The sequence below is a fragment of the Devosia alba genome, assembly GCF_039938915.1.
Taxonomy (GTDB): domain Bacteria; phylum Pseudomonadota; class Alphaproteobacteria; order Rhizobiales; family Devosiaceae; genus Devosia; species Devosia alba.
Genome location: NZ_JBDUUI010000005.1, coordinates 180,529 through 197,853 on the forward strand (window position 1 = coordinate 180,529; position 17,325 = coordinate 197,853).

20 protein-coding genes are annotated in these 17,325 nt (G+C 61.5%); 10 read left to right on the top strand and 10 right to left on the bottom strand.

What is annotated here, in order from left to right:
- Positions 1-99 precede the first annotated feature (99 nt).
- The 4 genes from ABFY71_RS09655 to lgt form a co-directional block, all read right to left on the bottom strand.
- Entirely contained in the window at positions 100-1,032 is a 933-nt protein-coding gene (locus ABFY71_RS09655; RefSeq protein ID WP_305580742.1) for a ribose-phosphate pyrophosphokinase, read from the bottom strand.
- Positions 1,033-1,144: 112 nt separating this feature from the next.
- Positions 1,145-1,909, bottom strand: coding sequence for a peptidoglycan editing factor PgeF (gene pgeF, locus ABFY71_RS09660; RefSeq protein WP_347945787.1), 765 nt, complete (start codon positions 1,907-1,909; stop codon positions 1,145-1,147).
- Positions 1,909-2,991 carry a class I SAM-dependent methyltransferase gene (locus ABFY71_RS09665; protein WP_347945788.1) on the bottom strand — a complete coding sequence of 361 codons (1,083 nt, stop codon included), beginning with the start codon at positions 2,989-2,991 and terminating at the stop codon, positions 1,909-1,911. Before ABFY71_RS09665 ends, pgeF begins: the two co-directional genes overlap by 1 nt.
- Before the next feature lies 1 nt (position 2,992).
- Positions 2,993-3,817 carry a prolipoprotein diacylglyceryl transferase gene (gene lgt / locus ABFY71_RS09670; RefSeq protein WP_347945789.1) on the bottom strand — a complete coding sequence of 275 codons (825 nt, stop codon included), beginning with the start codon at positions 3,815-3,817 and terminating at the stop codon, positions 2,993-2,995.
- Between the two features lie 110 nt (positions 3,818-3,927).
- Here lgt and ABFY71_RS09675 point away from each other — a divergent pair, with 110 nt between their 5' ends.
- From ABFY71_RS09675 to proC, 4 genes are all read left to right on the top strand, one after another.
- Positions 3,928-4,182 (top strand): accessory factor UbiK family protein, encoded by a 255-nt coding sequence (locus ABFY71_RS09675; protein ID WP_305580750.1) that lies wholly within the window; start codon positions 3,928-3,930, stop codon positions 4,180-4,182.
- A gap of 2 nt (positions 4,183-4,184) precedes the next feature.
- Positions 4,185-4,904 (top strand): metallophosphoesterase family protein, encoded by a 720-nt coding sequence (locus ABFY71_RS09680; RefSeq protein WP_347945790.1) that lies wholly within the window; start codon positions 4,185-4,187, stop codon positions 4,902-4,904.
- Positions 4,905-5,155: 251 nt separating this feature from the next.
- The gene (locus ABFY71_RS09685; protein WP_347945791.1) at positions 5,156-5,656 is read left to right on the top strand and encodes a type III secretion system chaperone family protein; all 501 of its coding nucleotides are present in this window, start codon (positions 5,156-5,158) and stop codon (positions 5,654-5,656) included.
- Entirely contained in the window at positions 5,653-6,477 is an 825-nt protein-coding gene (gene proC, locus ABFY71_RS09690) for a pyrroline-5-carboxylate reductase (RefSeq protein WP_347945792.1), read from the top strand. The genes ABFY71_RS09685 and proC overlap by 4 nt, the downstream gene beginning before the upstream one ends.
- Before the next feature lie 80 nt (positions 6,478-6,557).
- On the opposite strand, the gene ABFY71_RS09695 is transcribed toward proC, so the two are convergent.
- Entirely contained in the window at positions 6,558-6,767 is a 210-nt protein-coding gene (locus tag ABFY71_RS09695) for a cold-shock protein (RefSeq protein ID WP_305580759.1), read from the bottom strand.
- A gap of 155 nt (positions 6,768-6,922) precedes the next feature.
- On the bottom strand, positions 6,923-7,261 hold the full coding sequence (locus ABFY71_RS09700; protein WP_347945793.1) for a hypothetical protein: 339 nt from the start codon (positions 7,259-7,261) through the stop codon (positions 6,923-6,925).
- 33 nt (positions 7,262-7,294) lie between these two features.
- Here ABFY71_RS09700 and ABFY71_RS09705 point away from each other — a divergent pair, with 33 nt between their 5' ends.
- Positions 7,295-8,275 (top strand): class I SAM-dependent methyltransferase, encoded by a 981-nt coding sequence (locus ABFY71_RS09705; protein WP_347945794.1) that lies wholly within the window; start codon positions 7,295-7,297, stop codon positions 8,273-8,275.
- A 59-nt stretch (positions 8,276-8,334) separates the two neighbouring features.
- Entirely contained in the window at positions 8,335-9,363 is a 1,029-nt protein-coding gene (gene ltaE / locus ABFY71_RS09710) for a low-specificity L-threonine aldolase (protein WP_347945795.1), read from the top strand.
- Positions 9,364-9,427: 64 nt separating this feature from the next.
- On the opposite strand, the gene carB is transcribed toward ltaE, so the two are convergent.
- Positions 9,428-12,739: a carbamoyl-phosphate synthase large subunit gene (carB, locus tag ABFY71_RS09715; RefSeq protein ID WP_347945796.1), complete on the bottom strand. Its 3,312-nt coding sequence runs from the start codon at positions 12,737-12,739 to the stop codon at positions 9,428-9,430.
- Positions 12,740-13,275: 536 nt separating this feature from the next.
- Here carB and motA point away from each other — a divergent pair.
- Both motA and ABFY71_RS09725 read left to right on the top strand, forming a co-directional pair.
- Positions 13,276-14,139, top strand: coding sequence for a flagellar motor stator protein MotA (gene motA / locus ABFY71_RS09720; protein ID WP_305581839.1), 864 nt, complete (start codon positions 13,276-13,278; stop codon positions 14,137-14,139).
- Positions 14,140-14,159: 20 nt separating this feature from the next.
- A complete protein-coding gene (locus ABFY71_RS09725) occupies positions 14,160-15,080 on the top strand; it encodes a flagellar motor protein MotB (protein ID WP_305581841.1) in 921 nt (306 codons plus the stop codon).
- 6 nt (positions 15,081-15,086) lie between these two features.
- Here the strand turns inward: ABFY71_RS09725 and clpS are convergent, their stop codons facing one another.
- Positions 15,087-15,392: an ATP-dependent Clp protease adapter ClpS gene (gene clpS / locus ABFY71_RS09730; RefSeq protein ID WP_305581843.1), complete on the bottom strand. Its 306-nt coding sequence runs from the start codon at positions 15,390-15,392 to the stop codon at positions 15,087-15,089.
- Between the two features lie 98 nt (positions 15,393-15,490).
- Here clpS and ABFY71_RS09735 point away from each other — a divergent pair, with 98 nt between their 5' ends.
- Entirely contained in the window at positions 15,491-15,664 is a 174-nt protein-coding gene (locus tag ABFY71_RS09735) for a DUF1328 family protein (RefSeq protein ID WP_305581845.1), read from the top strand.
- Between the two features lie 9 nt (positions 15,665-15,673).
- Here ABFY71_RS09735 and ABFY71_RS09740 read toward each other — a convergent pair whose 3' ends face one another.
- Together ABFY71_RS09740 and ABFY71_RS09745 are read right to left on the bottom strand one after the other, a co-directional pair.
- The gene (locus ABFY71_RS09740) at positions 15,674-16,141 is read right to left on the bottom strand and encodes a GNAT family N-acetyltransferase (RefSeq protein WP_347945797.1); all 468 of its coding nucleotides are present in this window, start codon (positions 16,139-16,141) and stop codon (positions 15,674-15,676) included.
- A gap of 175 nt (positions 16,142-16,316) precedes the next feature.
- A complete protein-coding gene (locus tag ABFY71_RS09745; protein ID WP_305581850.1) occupies positions 16,317-16,751 on the bottom strand; it encodes an organic hydroperoxide resistance protein in 435 nt (144 codons plus the stop codon).
- A gap of 98 nt (positions 16,752-16,849) precedes the next feature.
- Here ABFY71_RS09745 and ABFY71_RS09750 point away from each other — a divergent pair, with 98 nt between their 5' ends.
- The gene (locus tag ABFY71_RS09750) at positions 16,850-17,314 is read left to right on the top strand and encodes a MarR family winged helix-turn-helix transcriptional regulator (protein WP_347945798.1); all 465 of its coding nucleotides are present in this window, start codon (positions 16,850-16,852) and stop codon (positions 17,312-17,314) included.
- Positions 17,315-17,325 lie beyond the last annotated feature (11 nt).

Consider the following 17,325-nt stretch of genomic DNA (forward strand, 5'->3'; position numbering starts at 1 on the left):
TCGGGTGTTCAACGCAAGCAAGCCGGGCCGCCAATGAGGCTGGCCGCAGGCTTGTGGCTTGTGCCCATCCCCCAAAGGGCAAGGGCGCAGGATGCCGGTTTAGTCGAACAGGCTGGAGACGCTCTGCTCGCTGGCGGTCCGGGCGATGGCTTCGCCAATCAGCGGGGCGATGGCGAGGCGGCGAATATTGCCGGCCAGGCGCTGGGCCTCGGTCTCCTCGATGGAATCGGTGACCACGAGTTCCTTGAGCATGGAGCCGCCAATGCGCTCGGAGGCGCCTTCGGAGAGCACGCCGTGGGTGATATAGGCGGAGACTTCACTGGCGCCGGCCTTGAGCAGGGCTTCGGCGGCATTGACCAGGGTGCCGCCGCTATCGACGATATCGTCAATCAGAATGCAGGCCTGGCCACGCACATCGCCGATGATGTTCATCACTTCGGAGACGCCAGCGCGGGGGCGGCGTTTGTCGACAATGGCCAGATTGGCGCCAATGCGACCGGCGACATTGCGCGCCCGGACCACCCCGCCAACGTCGGGCGAAACGATCATGACATTCTTGACGTCGTAATGGTCCTGAATGTCGCGCACCATGACCGGTGCGGCGGTCAGATTGTCGGTGGGAATATCGAAAAAACCCTGAATCTGGCTGGCATGCAGGTCGAGCGTCAACACGCGATTGGCGCCGGCCTGGGTGATCAAATTGGACACCAGCTTGGCCGAAATCGGTGTGCGCGGGGCCGATTTGCGATCCTGGCGGGCATAGCCGAAATAGGGAATCACCGCGGTAATTCGCCGAGCCGACGAGCGCCGCAGCGCATCGGTCAGGATCAGCAATTCCATCAGATTGTCATTGGCAGGAAAGCTGGTCGACTGCAGGATGAAAGCGTCTTCGCCGCGCACATTTTCATGCACCTCGACATAGACTTCCTTGTCGGCAAAACGCCTGACCGTACAGTCGGTCAAAGGGAGTTCGAGATAGCTGGCAATTGCCTGGGCAAGGGCCCGGTTCGAGTTGCCGGTCACCAGCTTCATGGGGCGCGATCCTGTCTCAACTGGCCTCCGGGAGCGAGGCCTTCCAGTTTCGCGGCAGCTTTAGCGAGTCCATCCCGGACTCGCAATGTCGCAATTAGTCTTGGGTAAAGAATTACGTCAGACCGATGACAGCGAGCTGTCGGCCCGTCCTGGTCTGCTGGTGCGTGGCATGGCGGTGCGAGAAATAGCGCGTGGGGTTGCCATAGGTGCAGCCGCCTACGCGGTCGATGCTCTGGACGCCGGCTGCAGTGAGGCGATCGGCGACGAAGCCCGGCAGGTCGAAGTGCTCGATGCCGCCTTCGGGCACGAAAATGCGGTTGTCAGCATCAGGGTGGAGGGCCAACAGATCGGCGGCAAACTGCGGACCGACCTCGTAGTTGGGCCCGGAAATGGTGGGGCCGATGGCGGCGACGATACGGTCAGTCTTTGCGCCCAGCGAGACCATGGCGGCGATAGTTGCTTCGACAATGCCCGAGGCCGCACCCTTCCAGCCAGCATGAGCCGCACCGATAACGCCAGACTGGGCATCGGCAAACAGAATTGGCGTGCAGTCGGCAGTCAGGATGCCGAGCAGCAGGCCGGGGCGGTCGGTGACCATGGCATCGGCTTCGACCACTTCGTCGGGCGCCATGGTGCGGCGGACCACGTGGACGTCGGCCGTGTGGGTCTGCCTGAGGATGACCAGGTCGGCGGGGGCGTAGCCCATGGTGGCGGCGATGCGGGCGCGGTTGGCCGTCACGGTGGCAGGGTCGTCACCGGTCGTGAATGAAACATTGTTGCTGGCATAGACGCCCCTGGACGCCCCGCCCGCCCGGCCAAAAAAACCGTGGCGCAGGCCGCCCAGCGCGGCACTGGTCTCAAAAGGTGGCGCGCCCATCATTCAAATCCGGGCGGCTGCAGACCCGGGCTGGCGGCGCAGAAGGCCTTGAACAGATTGCCCATCTTGTCTGGATCCACCAGCCGGGCTCTGGCGGTCGACAAATCTTCGGCCGAGCCGGGATTGGCGGCGATCAGGGCGCTGGTGCGTTCATTGATGCCCATGCGGGTGAGGAACTGGCCCTGGGTGGCCAAGGGCTGTACGGCCAAACCGGCCTTGGCGGCAATGGTGCCCAGCGCCTCGAAGTCGACATGGGCCGAGATGTCCACTTCGCCAGGCGCGTCGAGCACGTCGGCATATTGATGACGGCGGACGCCCTGCAGGGTCTCCCCGGTCTGGGTGCGGGCATAGCCATAGTCCATGGCGAGGATGGCGCCGCCCTGGGTGGAGATGGTGGTGGCGAGGCGGTTCATCACCTCACCGCTGGCCAGCCCTACTTCGAGCACGGCGTTCAGTTCGGCCCCTGCCAGTGTATCAGGCATGGCCGAGGCCGGGATCGGGGTGGGGCTGAGGCCAAATACCAGGCGGCCATTATTGGTGCCGACCATGCGTTCGTGCCAGCCATCCTCGGTGCGAACGAATTGGCGGATCGGCAGGGCGTCGAAGAATTCGTTGGCAATGACCAGCAATGGCCCGGGGCCGACCTTGTCAAAGCCATCGATCCACTTGGCGCCATAGACCTCAAGCCGGGCGTTCTGCTCGGCAATCAGCGCGGGGTTGGTCTCAAACAGGCGCAGGTCCAGCGCGTCGCGAAGTCCTTCGGCGCGGCAGGCAACGCGCAGGATATCGGCCATCAGCGTGCCGCGGCCGGGGCCAAGTTCGAGCAGGGTGAACGCTTTTGGGCTCCCCATTTGCTGCCAGAGATTGACTACAAAGAAGCCGATCAATTCGCCGAACATCTGGCTGATTTCCGGTGCAGTGACAAAGTCGCCGGCGCTGCCGAGCGGGTCGGCGGTCTTGTAGTAGCCCTTGGTCGGGTGGGTTAGACACAGGCCCATATAGGTGGCCACCGACATCGGACCGGTGGTGCGGATTTGCATGTCGATGAGTTCGGGCAGGGTGGGAGGCGTTTGCTCAGTCATGTTAAGCTCGCAATGCGCTTTGGCTGCGCGTCGCCGCATAGATCACAAGGCCAATGCCAGCGAGCACCAGCGGCAGGCTGAGTAGCATGCCCATGGTCAGCCAGCCGCCAAACAGGTAGCCGATATGGGCATCAGGCAAGCGGACAAACTCGACGGCGATACGCGACAGGCCGTAGCCGATGCCGAACACGCCAGCGACCATGCCGGGGCGGCGCAGGCTATAGAACACGTGGGTGAAGACGCGGATGATCAGAAATAGCAGCAGGCCTTCGAGCACAGCTTCATAGAGCTGGCTGGGGTGGCGCGGCAATTGTTCGGGGTCGGTGGGAAAGATCACGCCCCAGGGCAGGGTTGTGGGGGCGCCGTAGAGCTCGGCATTGATGAAATTGGCGATGCGGACCAGGAAGATGCCGATAGTGCTGACCGAGGCAATCAGATCCAGCGCGCTCAGCCAATTGCCCTGTTTGGAGCGGGTGAAGACGATGGCCGCCAGCATCAGCCCCAGCATGCCGCCGTGATAAGACATGCCGCCATCAAGCGTGTTGAGGATCTGGGCGGGGTTCTCCAGATAGAATGGCAGATTGTAGAACAGCACATAGCCCAGCCGACCGCCGAGCACGATCGACAGCATGGTCCAGAAAGCAAAGTCCCAGATATCGGCAGCTTTGAAAGGCAGTTGCCCCTTGTGCCAGAGGCGTGAATTGGCCAGCAGCAAGTAGCCATAGCCGGCGCCCAGGCCGACGCCGAACAGATAGCCCAGCGCATACCAGCGAATGGCGATGGGACCAATGGCGAGGGCGACAGGATCGATATTGGGAAATGGCACGCGCGGGCTCCTGCGGCAATCGGCGGGACCATTGCCGCTTCGCTCTCTCTGGTCAAGTGAGCATCCATCACCTAAATATCAACGCAACAGGTCAACCAAAAGAGTGTGCAATGAACCAGAGCAACAAGATTTTTGATGGCCTCGGGCGGGTGATGAACGAAGCCGCGGGTGTCGCGGATGGAGTGCGCCGGGAAGTTGAAACCGCCGTCAAGTCGCAGGTTCAGCGTCTGGTGGCCGATATGGATCTGGTCAAGCGCGAGGATTTCGACGCGCTGCGCGAACTGGTGCAGGTGCAGGGCGAAGAGATCGACACGCTGCGCAAGGACCTGGCAGCGCTCAAGGGCGGTTCGGGCAAAGCCAAGTAGGCATGCGCCTCGCGGTCCTTTCGGATGTGCATGGAAATGCAGTGGCGCTTGACGCCGTTCTGGCAGATATCGTCACCCAGAGTGTTGATGCCACGCTGTGTCTGGGCGACCACGTCAGTGGACCGATGGATCCTGCTGGTGTCGCTGAGCGCCTGATGACCCTGGACGGCCCGATGATCGCCGGTAATCATGATCGCTGGGTGGTTGAGCCGCGCCAAAGCGGGCAGGGCACGGTCGATCGCTTTGCCGCAGAACAGTTGAGCGAGGTGCAGCACAAATGGCTTGCTGCCCTGCCAGCCACGGCCGTTTTCAACAATGAAATTTTCCTTTGTCACGGCACCCCGGCCAGTGACGAGCAGAATTGGATCGATGGCTGGTATACTGGCCGTGCTGCTATTCTGCCCAACGAAGAGTGGGTGACATCGGCGGCTGAGGGGATCAATTATCCGATCATGCTGTGCGGCCATACCCATTTGGCCCGCTCGGTACGGTTGCGTGATGGGCGGCGGATCATCAATCCAGGAGCGGTGGGGTTTCAGCTCGTGCATGGGTCGCCCGATGCGCGCTATGCCGTGATCGAACGGCGTGGCGGCAGGTGGTTCACCACGCTGCGCGTGGTTGAGTATGATCATGAAGCGGCCGCCGCGCAGGTCGTCGCCAATGGATTTGCGGCCTGGGCGGAGGTTCTGAACTCGGGCTGGGCCCAATCCGCCCCGTTTTGAGGCAGAAGCAGCAGTTGATACGGGTTCGCTGTTAACAGCCTGTTAACCCTAAGCCCCCGATCATCATCCACAAGAGATTGTCGTCCGGCAAACGGCTCCCGTGCCCTGAATCAGTTGGCACGTGTAGGTTGTTTTCATCAGGACGATTCGTAAGCCGTTGTGCCTGCAAACAGTTCCCTGAGTACCCCAGAATTGCCGGCCCATCGGGCAGCATGAATCCATACTCCGCGTTGCCAGGACGGAAGACGTCAATGTCACTCATCCAAGTCGAGCTCGATCGCAATGTTCACCCCGTGGACATCATTGAGCATATCGCCTCGATCAATGACTGGACTTTCGAGCGACAGGACGCCGACGAAATTTCCATTTCGGTGCGCGGTGGCTGGTGCGACTACCATGTTTCATTCAACTGGATGGAAGATCTGGAGAGCCTGCATATTGCCAGCGCTTTCGATCTGAAAGTCCCCGAAGGCCGGCGCGGCGAGATCAAACAGCTGATTTCGCTGGTCAATGAACAATTGTGGATTGGTCATTTCGATATCTGGAACAAGGAAGGCGTGGTGCTGTTCCGCAACTCGCACCTGCTGACGGGTGGCGCCGAGGTGTCGCCGCAGCAGTGCGAAGCATTGCTGCGCTCGGCCACCGATAGCTGCGATCTGTATTATCAGGCCTTCCAGTTTGTGGTCTGGGCCGGCAAGTCGGCCGCCGAGGCGCTGAGCCATGTGATGTTTGAAACGGTTGGCGAGGCATGAACACGGCCCTCAACAGAATTGGTCCGATCATGCTGGTGGGGGCCGGCAAGATGGGCGTGGCGCTGGCGCGAGGCTGGCTAGACGCGGGCCTGGCTGCAAGCCAGCTGGTTATCGTGCACCCGCGGCCCGGTGAGGACCTGCTGGAACTGGCGCGCGACTATGGCCTGGCGTTGAGTACCGAAGCGAGCGGACTGTCGCCCAATGTGCTGGTGGTCGGGGTCAAGCCGCAGGTCATGGATGAGGTGCTGGAGTCGCTGGCGCCCGTCATCGCGCCGCATACGCTGGTGGTGTCGATTGCGGCGGGCATTGATCTGGCGCGGCTGGCCAGCAAGGCCGGGACGCAGCGGGTAATGCGCACCATGCCCAATACGCCGGTGCAGGTACGCAAGGGCATGATCGGGGTGGTTTCCGGCCCCGATGTGACGGCGGAAGATAAGGTAGCGATGGACACCTTGCTTTCGGCTTCCGGGCAGGTGATCTGGCTCGACGACGAGGCGCAACTGGATGCGCTGACCGCCGTGTCGGGTTCGGGCCCGGCCTATATCTTCCACATGGTTGAAGCATTGGCCGCCGCTGGCAAACGGCAGGGCCTGCCTGACGATATTGCCGAGCAATTGGCGCGGGGCACCGTGATCGGTGCAGCCGCCCTGATGGATGCGGGGACCGTCTCGGCGACGGTGTTGCGGGAGAATGTGACGTCGCCCAAGGGCGCAACGGCTGCGGGTCTGGCGGTGCTGATGGGCAGCCATGGCCTGATTGAACTGATGGATCGCACAGTCAGTGAGACCCGGAAGCGGACCGAAGAACTGGGTCGGATATAGCTGGCATCGACATGACCAGCAAAAAGGAGCGCGTCACCTCCAAGTAGACGCGCCCCTCCCGATAGCTGGCTGTCTGATGCTCAGGCGCCGGTCAGTTCGTCGGCAGCGGCCTTGCCCGTGCGCTTGTCCTTGACGATCTCGTAATTGACCTTCTGGCCCTCATCCAGGCCGTTCAGGCCAGAGCGCTGAACAGCTGAGATGTGAACGAATACGTCAGCCCCGCCTTCGTCCGGCTGAATGAAGCCATAGCCTTTTTGGCCGTTGAACCACTTTACAGTGCCAGTTGCCATGATGCGCGTTCCCTCGTGCAGTCTGCTGGTAGCTGGCCGCAGCCACTATTGGCTCCGGCCATCGGTGATATCGAGTAACGGAAATTGACGTCAGCAGAAGCGAAGGAAAGTTCGCGTAATCAGATCAGTCGGCCGCAATATTCGATCCAGTCAGCTTAGCGCCAAACATAGGGCTGTTCAATATCTGTATAGACATACCGAAAAACCCGGCGGAACACTGTTCTCGTCAGGGCAAACCAAAGCGTCGTCAAGTATTTGCACCAGAATTCGAGAGCCTGGAGCAGACGCGCGCCGGACTGGCTGACCATGCCAGGCCTTGCCCAATCCAATGGCGTCGCGTGCCCATCCAGCCTCGTGGGGCCGAACCGAGCAATGCCAGCATAGCGCAATACTGCGCCGCGAAAACCTGTCATCGGGCAGGGCTTGATAATCGGGGCGATCGACAGGCTTGCATTCGCGGCAAAATTGGCGCAAATCACCGCGCGCCGGGCCATTGGGGTCGGTAAACCATCAGAGATCACATCGTCTTGACCACGGCGTCCTACTCTTCCGGCGATGTCATCGCGGACCGTCGTGCGGGCTATGCCAGGCTGCTCGCCGCAGATGGTGAGCTGCTTGCCGCCGCTGACCTGATGCAGCAGGCGCTTGAGCTGGTGCCCAACTGGGCCGCCGGGTGGGATTTGCTGGGTGATTACCATGACAAATCGGGCGACGTTGCCGGAGCTATTGCGGCCTGGCGGCATCTGGAAGCGCTTGATGATGCAGGCGTCTTTGGTGCGCGGCTGAAACTGGCGCTGCACGGCGCCAGCCCAGCGGGGGAGGGCACGGCGGTCAGCTATGTCGAAGCGCTGTTTGATCAATATGCGCCCAAGTTCGAGAACTCGCTGGTTGGCAAGCTCGGCTATCGCGTCCCCGAAATGCTTGATGATCTGGTGGCCGAAGAAATGGGCCGGTTGGGTATTGCGCAGTTCGAGCGCGGCCTCGATCTGGGCTGCGGCACCGGCCTGATGGGGCAAAGATTGCGTGGCAAGGTCGCCTACCTCGAAGGTATCGACATCTCTGCCGCCATGATTGCCGAAACTGCCCGCAAGGGCATTTACGATCGTCTGGACAAGGCCGAACTGGTGGCCGCGCTGAATGGGCGACGGGCCGATGCCGATCTGGTGACTGCTGCCGATGTGTTCATCTACTGCGGCGCGCTGCAACCTGTGCTGGCCGCCCTGGTGCCGGCCCTGCGGCCAGGCGGAGTGGTGGCATTTTCGCTGGAAGCCCATGATGGGGAGGAGGCGGTGTTCCTGCGGCCGTCCCTGCGCTACGCCCATGGCCCCAGCGCGACGCGCGATGCGGTGGTCGTGGCCGGGCTTGAACTCCTGCGTTTTGAAGCCGTGGTGTTGCGGTTTGATCGCGGTGCGCCGATCAATGGCCTGCTGGTGGTGGCGCGCAAGCCGCCTCTCGATGTCCATGCTGCCAATGATGGTGCGGGTGCGGGCGGTGATGTCGCGGCATAGGCAGTATGCAGGAGCAGGACGAAGCAGCTAGGCTGGTCTGATCTCAACTGGAAACTGCCATGAACGCGATCCGCTTTGACTTTCGATCCGACACCGTCACCCGGCCATCGGCCGACATGCGGCAGGCCATGGCAGCAGCCGAGGTCGGCGACGACGTGTTTGGCGACGACCCCAGCGTCAATCGGCTCGAGCAGCGCATGGCGGCGATGCTGGGCAAGGATGCGGCGCTCTTCGTTCCCTCGGGGACGCAATCCAATTTGTTGGCGCTGATGAGCCATTGCGGCCGCGGCGACGAGTATATCGCCGGGCAGAATGCCCATCTTTACAGCCATGAGGCAGGTGGCGCCGCGGTGCTGGGATCGATCCAGCCGCAGCCGATTGCGCATCAGGCTGATGGCACGATGGCGCTCGACGATATCGAAGCGGCGATCAAGCCGGATGACAACCACTATGCCCGCACCACGGTAATCGCCCTGGAGAACACGTTTGGCGGCAAGGTCCTGCCGGTCCAATACATGCAGAGCGTTGCGGCCATCGCGCAGCGCCATGGACTGGGCCTGCACCTCGATGGTGCCCGGGCGTTCAATGCCTGCGTGGCGCTGGGGATGGACATCGCTGTGTTTACGGCGCCCTTCGACAGCGTCTCGATCTGCCTGTCCAAAGGGCTCGGCGCCCCGGTTGGCTCGGTGCTGGTCGGGCGGCAGGATCTGATCGACAAGGCGCGCCGCCATCGCAAGATGCTGGGGGGCGGCATGCGCCAGTCCGGCATTCTGGCGGCTGCCGGGCTCTATGCGCTTGATCACCATATCGAGCGGCTGGCCGAGGATCATCGCCGTGCGCGGAAGCTGGCTGAAGGGCTGGCAGCATTTGCCGCGCTGACGGTCACCGTGCCCGATACCAACATCATTTTTGTGGATATGGAACGCCAACTTGGCGCCCGCTTCACTGACTTTCTTGCTAGTCGCGGCGTTGGCGTCACCGGGCGCTATGGGCAGCAGCGCTGGGTTACCCATCTTGATGTCGACGATGCAGCGGTCGAGGGCGCCTTGATGGTGGTAGCAGAGTTCTTTGCCGTTGAGGCCCAATAGAGATCTGACGGCTCAGCCGGCAATTGGGGCGTCGCACAGCATGCGCGACGCCCCATATTCGTGGTTAGAGCGCGAAGTAGCTCTGCAATGGGCGCACGGTCAGATTGCCCTTCTGCAAGGCGACGATGCCTTCCACGGCGGCGAGGGCGCCGTCGATGGTGGTGTAGTAGGGGATCTTGGCGAACAGGGCGGTGCGCCGAATATCACGGCTGTCGCTGATCGACTTCATGCCGTCGGTGGTGTTGATCACCAACTGCACGCCGCCATTCTTCATCGAGTCCACGATATGCGGCCGGCCTTCGAGCACCTTGTTGATCTTGGTGGCGGCAATGCCGTTCTCGACCAGGTATTTCTGCGTGCCGCCGGTGGCGATGATGGTGAAGCCGCCCTCGACGAGATGGCGTGCCATATCGACGATGTACTGCTTGTCGGCATCGCGCACCGAGATGAACACGGCGCCGCTGGTGGGCACCTTGGAGCCGGCACCGATCTGGGACTTGGCGAAGGCCATGGCGAAATCGGTGTCGAGGCCGATGACCTCGCCAGTCGACTTCATTTCAGGGCCGAGCACGGTGTCGACACCGGGGAAGCGGTTGAAGGGGAAGACGGCTTCCTTGACGGCAACGTGCTTGAAGGTCCTCTCCACCAAACCGAAGCTGGCCAGGCTTTCGCCGGCCATGATGCGGCTGGCGATCTTGGCGATGGGCTGGCCGATCACCTTGGCGACGAAGGGCACGGTGCGGCTGGCGCGCGGATTGACTTCGAGCAGGTAGATGACGCCGTCCTTGAGCGCATATTGCACGTTCATCAGGCCGCCAACCTTGAGGGCAAAGGCCAGTTCGGCGGTCTGGCGCTTGAGTTCGGCCATGACTTCGGGGCTGAGATTCTGCGGCGGCAGCGAGCAGGCGCTGTCGCCGGAGTGAATGCCGGCCTCTTCGATATGCTCCATGATGCCGGCGACAAAGACGTCCTTGCCGTCACAGAGGGCGTCAACGTCGATTTCGGTGGCGCCCGACAGATAGGCATCAAACAGCAACGGGTTGTCGGACAGCACTGAGTTGATCTGGCCGGTCTTGTCATTGGGATAGCGCAGCATGATGTGCGGCGGCACCAGCCCGGTCAGCGTATCCTGCACATAGCGCTCGAACTCGCCTGATGAGTGGACAATGGCCATGGCTCGGCCACCCAGCACATAGGAGGGCCGGATGACCAGCGGATAGCCCAGCCGTTCGGCGACGATGCGGGCCTGTTCCAGCGAATAGGCGATGCCGTTCTTGGGCTGGGTCAGTTCCAGCCGGTTGAGCAGTTTGGAGAACTGGTCGCGGTCTTCGGCCAGATCGATGGCGTCGGGCTGGGTGCCCAGGATCGGCACGCCGGCTTTCTGCACGGCTTCAGCCAGGTTGAGCGGGGTCTGGCCGCCGAACTGGACGATGACGCCATGCAAGGTGCCGTTCTGCTTTTCGCGCTCAAGGATTTCGATGACGTCTTCTTCGGTCAGCGGCTCGAAATACAGGCGATCGGAGGTGTCATAGTCGGTCGAAACCGTCTCGGGGTTGCAGTTGATCATGATCGTTTCGTAGCCGGCGTCGGCCAGTGCGAAGGCGGCATGGCAGCAGCAATAGTCGAACTCGATGCCCTGGCCGATACGGTTGGGGCCACCGCCGAGAATGACCACCTTCTTGCGATCGGTTGGCCGGGATTCATCAGCGACCGCACCGGCGAAGGGCACTTCATAGGTCGAGTACATATAGGCCGTCGGCGAGGCGAATTCGGCCGCCGAGGTGTCGATGCGCTTGAAGGCCGGCCGGACGTCGAGCGTATGGCGCAGCTTGCGCACGTCGGATGCCTTGAGATTGGCGAGCTGAGCGAGGCGGGGATCGGAAAAGCCCATGGCCTTGAGGGCGCGCAGATTGACGGCATCCTGCGGCAGACCGAATTCGCGCACCTTGGCTTCCATATCGATGATGCCCTGCATCTGCTCGAGGAACCAGGGATCGATCTTGCAGGCTTCGTGGATGTCTTCGAGTGACATGCCCAGGCGCATGGCCTCGGCCACGTGCAACAGACGGTCGGGTGTGGGGGTGCCAAGGGCAGCCTTGATGGCGTTCTTGTCTTCGCCTTCGCCGAGGCCGGGAATGCCGATCTCGTTGAGACCCGTCAGGCCGGTTTCAAGCGAACGGAGCGCTTTTTGCAGGCTTTCCTGGAAGGTGCGGCCGATGGCCATGGCTTCGCCAACTGACTTCATGGAAGTGGTCAGGCGATTGTCGGCACCGGGGAACTTTTCAAAGGCAAAGCGTGGGATCTTGACCACGACATAGTCGATGGAGGGCTCGAAGCTGGCCGGCGTCATGCCGCCGGTAATGTCATTGTCCAACTCGTCGAGCGTATAGCCAACCGCCAGCCGCGCCGCGACCTTGGCGATGGGGAAGCCGGTGGCCTTGGAAGCGAGCGCCGACGAGCGTGACACGCGCGGGTTCATTTCGATCACCACCATGCGGCCATCGGCCGGATTGATGCCGAACTGCACGTTGGAGCCGCCGGTTTCCACGCCGATCTCGCGCAGCACCGCAATGGATGCGTCGCGCATGATCTGGTATTCCTTGTCGGTCAGCGTCAGTGCCGGCGCGACAGTGATGGAGTCGCCGGTATGGACGCCCATCGGGTCGATGTTCTCGATCGAGCAGATGATGATGCAGTTGTCGTTCTTGTCGCGGACAACCTCCATCTCATACTCTTTCCAGCCGAGTACGCTTTCTTCCACCAGCACTTCATTGGTGGGAGAGGCATCGACGCCGCTCTCGACAATGGCCAGATACTCTTCGCGGTTATAGGCAATGCCACCACCGGTGCCGCCCAGGGTAAAGCTGGGGCGGATGATGCAGGGCAGGCCGATGACTTCGAGCGCCTGCAGCGCCTCGATGGTGTTGTGCGCCAGCATGGAACGCGGGGTTTCCAGGCCGATCTTCTTCATGGCGTCGCGGAACAGTTCGCGATCTTCGGCCTTGTCGATGGCCTCGGCATCGGCGCCGATCATTTCGACATTGAATTTTTCCAGAATGCCCATCTTGCGCAGCGACAGCGCGCAGTTCAGCGCGGTCTGGCCGCCCATGGTGGGCAGCAGCGCATCGGGGCGCTCCTTCTCGATGATCTTGGCGACCACTTCGGGGGTGATGGGCTCCATATAGGTGGCGTCGGCCAGGTCGGGATCAGTCATGATCGTGGCCGGATTGGAGTTCACCAGAATGATGCGGTAGCCCTCTTCCTTGAGCGCCTTGCACGCCTGGGTGCCAGAATAGTCGAATTCGCAGGCCTGTCCGATAATGATCGGACCCGCACCGATGATGAGGATCGATTTGATGTCGGTACGTTTTGGCATGGTTCTCGCTCGGCTCTAGGACGCGGGGGCCGGGCGGGAAGAATCACCCGGCGCTCAGGCCACCCGCACCACTCGCGCACGACAACTGGGCGTTGCGGCGCATGGGGAAGGTTTGGACGGGGTGGTTAAGTGGGCTGTCTAATGGAGAAGAGCACGAAAGGGAAGGGGCGTGGATTGATCTCGATCGATCCATCCAAGGGAAACCATGATGATTTTTGGTTCTGTCCTCACGCAAAGTGTCACCGGGGATGATGGGGGCTGCCGAAGAGGGCGCACGTCGGCGCCGCTGAAGTGGTGTCGGTAGCGGACGGCGAATGTCCCATGATGCGACAACCAAGCCGGGACAATAGAGTCGCAGATACACCCACTGTTAAGGCAAAGCCCTGATAGTGGCGCCAGTGGGAACGGTTTGATCGTTCCAAGTCAGATCGGGCCCTGCCGGAATGGGTCGAGCCGGGTCGACGGGTTCGTACGGTGGATGCAGCAGAAGTTTCTGATGCGACTGCCGACGCGTTGTTAATGCGAAAGTTCGGCATATGCGCCTCATCGTCGGTATTTTGATCGTTTTTGCCTCGGTTTTTGGCGGCTATCTGGGGGTCGGCGGACATGTGCAAGTGCTCTGGCAGCCCTTCGAATTTGTCATCATTCTGGGCGCGGCCATTGGCGCGTTCGTAATCGGGAATACCGGGCCCGTCATCAAGGCAACCCTTGGCGTGTTCGGGACCATGTTCAAGGGCCCGAAATACAACAAGGCAGCCTATGTCGAACTGCTGGCGATGCAGTTCAGCCTGTACAAACTGGTGCAATCCAAGGGCATTCTGGCGCTGGAGCAGCATATCGAGAACCCACACGAATCCACCCTGTTCGCGCGCTTCCCGACATTTGCCGGCAATCACCATGCCGTAGAATTCGTCTGCGACTATCTGCGCATGGTGACATTGGGCTCCAATAATGTGCACGAAATGGAAGCCCTGATGGATGAGGAACTCGAGACCCATCATCAGGAACGCCACCGCATAATCAGCGCCGTACAGGCTCTGGCGGACGGCACACCGGCACTGGGCATTGTGGCCGCTGTGCTGGGCGTGATCCACACCATGGGGGCGATCAGCGAGCCGCCGGAAATCCTCGGTCACATGATTGGTGGCGCTCTGGTTGGTACGTTCTTCGGGGTGTTCGTGGCCTATGGCTTTTTTGCTCCCTTTGCCCAGGCGCTGACGAATATCTACGATGCCGAATCCAAGTATTTTTTGTCGCTCAAGGTTGGCCTGCTGGCCCATATCGGCGGCCAGGTGCCGGTGATGGCGATTGAATTCGCCCGCAAGGCGCTGCTGTCAGAAGATCGGCCCAGCTTTGCCGAGATTGACGAAGTCACCTCGAATATGCCCGCCTCCACTTGAGCCTGAGAGAGCACTAAGTCATGGCCGGATACGATCAGCCGATAATCATCAAGAAGGTCAAGAAGGTTGCTGCGGGCCACCACGGTGGCGCCTGGAAGATTGCCTATGCCGATTTTGTAACGGCGATGATGGCGTTCTTCCTGCTGCTCTGGCTGATCAGCATGACCACGCCGGAGCAGAAGGAAGGTCTTGCCGACTATTTCGCCCCTTCCAATGTGTCGCTGTCGACCAGTGGCGCCGGCGGCATAATGGGTGGAACAGCGCTGGACATCGACGGTGCCAAGATGGCGGGTTCGGCCGTCGATGGCATGCGCGACGTGGCGATGACGCCGGAAAGCCAGAGCCATGGGACGCCAAGCACCGATACCCTCGGCCAGGACGGCGAAAAGGGTGACCTGGCAGCGCTGGACGGCACTGCCAGTGCGGAACTGAAGGCGGCCACTGACCTGGCCTTCCACAGTGCTGCCGCCAGCATCCGGCAGGCCTGGCAGGAACTGCCCGACATCACCAGCATCCAGGACAATCTGCTGCTGGAGATCACCGAGGAAGGGCTCAATATCCAGATCGCCGATCAAAGCGGGCGCCCGATGTTCCCCGAGGGCTCGAAGTATCCCACCGAGGAGGCGCGTCAGGCCATTGCGGCGCTCGGGCCGATCCTGCAGAAGCTGTCCAACCAGATTGCCATCTCCGGCCACACGGCGGCGGGGGGCACCTATAGCAATCCGCGCTACGGTTCATGGGAGCTCTCGAGCGACCGGGCCAATGTTGTGCGGGCCCTGCTGGGCGAGTTCGGACTTGCCGATGATCGGATCAAGGCAGTCAGCGGCCGTTCGACGTCCGATCCATTCTTTCCCAACGACCCCTATCAGGCGGCCAATGAGCGCATCAAGATCACTGTGCTTGATGAGCCGCCACCGGTACCTGCCGATCTGAATTTCTAGGACCGGCTAGTCTTCAGGTTCGGTGGTGAAGAGCAGCGGATAGCCCTGGTTGCGGGCGATTTCGGTTGCGCGGTTGGCCTTCTCCTCGGCAATTTCCTTGGTGAATACGGCCACCAGACAGGATCCTCTGGTGTGGGCGGTCAGCATGATGACCGCGGCCTGGGCTTCGGGCACGCGGAACTCGGACTTCAGCAGCCGCACGACGAATTCGCGCGGGGTGAAGTCATCATTGACCAGAATGACCTTGTGCAGCGGTGGCTTGGCGGTCCTGGTGACGGTTTTGGTGCGGAGCCTGGTTCCCGTTTCGGCCATGGGGGCCTCCTATTGACTAGAAGAGTTTCGAGCATTGATGGTGGAACGCCCGAGGGGGCGGGACGTTACCAAGTCAGCGTCAACTGGAGACTTCTGTCATGCTCAAACTGCTTATTCTGCTTGTGGTGATCGCGCTGGTGTCAGGCGCTCTCGGCTTTTCCGGCCTGGCTGCGGGCGCTGCGTTCCTGGCAAAAATCGTCTTTGGCATCATGGTGGTCGGCATCGTTATTGTGCTGGCGCTGGTGCTTTTGGGTCTGGCAGCGCTGAATTAGCAGGTTTGACTATAATTTGAGCTTGAAGCCCTCGTGACTGCCGACGAAGCCGAGCCTGGCATAGAAGCGGTGCGCATCGTGGCGGAGCTTGTTTGAGGTCAGTTGCACGGTGCCGCAACCGCGCTCCCGGCAGCGTTCAATCGCCCAGTTCACCATGGCGCCGCCGTGGCCGGAGCCGCGTTGGTCGGCGCGGACATGGACGTTTTCCAGCATGCCCCGTTTCATGCCGAAATTGGGCAGGCCGGGCACGATGGTAATCTGCAGCATGCCGATGATTTCGCCTGCCAGTTCGGCCACGATCAGGCGCTGGTTGGCGTCTGCGGCGATCTCGTCGAAGGCCAGGCGGTAGCGTGGATCATCCAGGCTTGCCGGGTCCAGCGGTGGGGTGTCGGCACCCCGCGCGTCGCCAGCATGGCTGAGCCGGAGCATGACGGGGATATCGGCGGGGGTCGCATCGCGAAACAGCAGGGCGTTCATGGGGCTTCCGAATATTCAGGATTCAGTGCCGTTCGGGCTGGCGCAACAGACTACCAGACCAGCGCTCAAATCCAAGGCCGACCGCCGGGGTGGCCATTCTTCGCCAGTGCCTGCCAGAGTGCCTCGCGAGCATTGGGCCGGCCGCCCGCGCCAAGCGGACGGCCGGGAAAGTCGTTCAGACGACAGTCAATTTGACGTCGACATTGCCGCGCGTGGCGTTGGAGTAGGGGCAGACCGTGTGGGCCTTCTCGACCAGGGCGACGGCTGCGGCATGCTCGAAGCCGGGCAAGGTAACCTTGAGCTCGACGGCGATGTTGAAGCCGACGCCACCGGCATTGGCATTTTCCCCGAAGCTGACGCTGGCATCGATGGTGGTTTCGTCGGGTACCTTGATCTTGTCGCCGCGCGCCACGGCCTTGATGGCCCCCAGGAAGCAGGCAGAATAGCCGACGGCAAACAGCTGCTCGGGATTGGTGCCCGGACCATCATTGCCGCCCATCGCCTTGGGGGTATCGAGCGTGACCGAGAGACGGTCGTCATCAGTCTTGCTGACACCGGTCCGGCCGCCCGTGGTGTGGGCATGGGCGGTATAAATGGGGGTCTTGATCATGTGTGCGCTCCTTGGTTCAGGTGTTTCGTAAATTACCATAGCGCGCAATTGAATTTTGTGCAATTGATAATCCGGCATGGACTGGTAACGAAATGGCAATGACGGTAAAACCAGGCATGACCCAACCCGACCCGCTCAACCTCGATTCCATGCTGTGTTTTGCGGTCTATGCCGCAGGGCATGCGTTCACGCGTTTCTACAAACCGCGGCTGGACGCACTGGGCCTGACCTATCCGCAATATCTCGTCTTCCTCGTTCTCTGGGAAACCGATGGTCTCACAGTCAAAGGGCTGGGGGATAAGTTGTTCCTGGATTCCGGCACGATTACGCCGCTGGTCAAACGGCTGGAGACACGTGGCCTGCTGCGCCGGCAACGTGACGCTGTGGATGAACGCCAGGTGCGGGTGTTTCTGACGCCCGAAGGGCAGGCGCTGCGCGAGAAGGCGCTGGCGGTCCCGCTGGCGGTGTATGGCGCGCTGGCGGGTGAACGCGAGGCAGTGGATATGCTGCGCGATGGCCTGCATCGCCTGCGCCGGCAGCTTGATGGCGATCTGCCGGCCTAACGCAGAGATCG

Bases quoted from the DNA above. Each gene is read 5' to 3' on its own strand.
- ABFY71_RS09655 (WP_305580742.1), bottom strand. From the start codon at position 1,032: ATGAAGCTGGTGACCGGCAACTCGAACCGGGCCCTTGCCCAGGCAATT.
- pgeF (WP_347945787.1), bottom strand. From the start codon at position 1,909: ATGGGCGCGCCACCTTTTGAGACCAGTGCCGCGCTGGGCGGCCTGCGC.
- ABFY71_RS09665 (WP_347945788.1), bottom strand. From the start codon at position 2,991: ATGACTGAGCAAACGCCTCCCACCCTGCCCGAACTCATCGACATGCAA.
- ABFY71_RS09675 (WP_305580750.1), top strand. From the start codon at position 3,928: ATGAACCAGAGCAACAAGATTTTTGATGGCCTCGGGCGGGTGATGAAC.
- ABFY71_RS09680 (WP_347945790.1), top strand. From the start codon at position 4,185: ATGCGCCTCGCGGTCCTTTCGGATGTGCATGGAAATGCAGTGGCGCTT.
- ABFY71_RS09685 (WP_347945791.1), top strand. From the start codon at position 5,156: ATGTCACTCATCCAAGTCGAGCTCGATCGCAATGTTCACCCCGTGGAC.
- proC (WP_347945792.1), top strand. From the start codon at position 5,653: ATGAACACGGCCCTCAACAGAATTGGTCCGATCATGCTGGTGGGGGCC.
- ABFY71_RS09695 (WP_305580759.1), bottom strand. From the start codon at position 6,767: ATGGCAACTGGCACTGTAAAGTGGTTCAACGGCCAAAAAGGCTATGGC.
- ABFY71_RS09700 (WP_347945793.1), bottom strand. From the start codon at position 7,261: ATGGCCCGGCGCGCGGTGATTTGCGCCAATTTTGCCGCGAATGCAAGC.
- ltaE (WP_347945795.1), top strand. From the start codon at position 8,335: ATGAACGCGATCCGCTTTGACTTTCGATCCGACACCGTCACCCGGCCA.
- carB (WP_347945796.1), bottom strand. From the start codon at position 12,739: ATGCCAAAACGTACCGACATCAAATCGATCCTCATCATCGGTGCGGGT.
- motA (WP_305581839.1), top strand. From the start codon at position 13,276: ATGCGCCTCATCGTCGGTATTTTGATCGTTTTTGCCTCGGTTTTTGGC.
- ABFY71_RS09725 (WP_305581841.1), top strand. From the start codon at position 14,160: ATGGCCGGATACGATCAGCCGATAATCATCAAGAAGGTCAAGAAGGTT.
- clpS (WP_305581843.1), bottom strand. From the start codon at position 15,392: ATGGCCGAAACGGGAACCAGGCTCCGCACCAAAACCGTCACCAGGACC.
- ABFY71_RS09735 (WP_305581845.1), top strand. From the start codon at position 15,491: ATGCTCAAACTGCTTATTCTGCTTGTGGTGATCGCGCTGGTGTCAGGC.
- ABFY71_RS09740 (WP_347945797.1), bottom strand. From the start codon at position 16,141: ATGAACGCCCTGCTGTTTCGCGATGCGACCCCCGCCGATATCCCCGTC.
- ABFY71_RS09745 (WP_305581850.1), bottom strand. From the start codon at position 16,751: ATGATCAAGACCCCCATTTATACCGCCCATGCCCACACCACGGGCGGC.
- ABFY71_RS09750 (WP_347945798.1), top strand. From the start codon at position 16,850: ATGACGGTAAAACCAGGCATGACCCAACCCGACCCGCTCAACCTCGAT.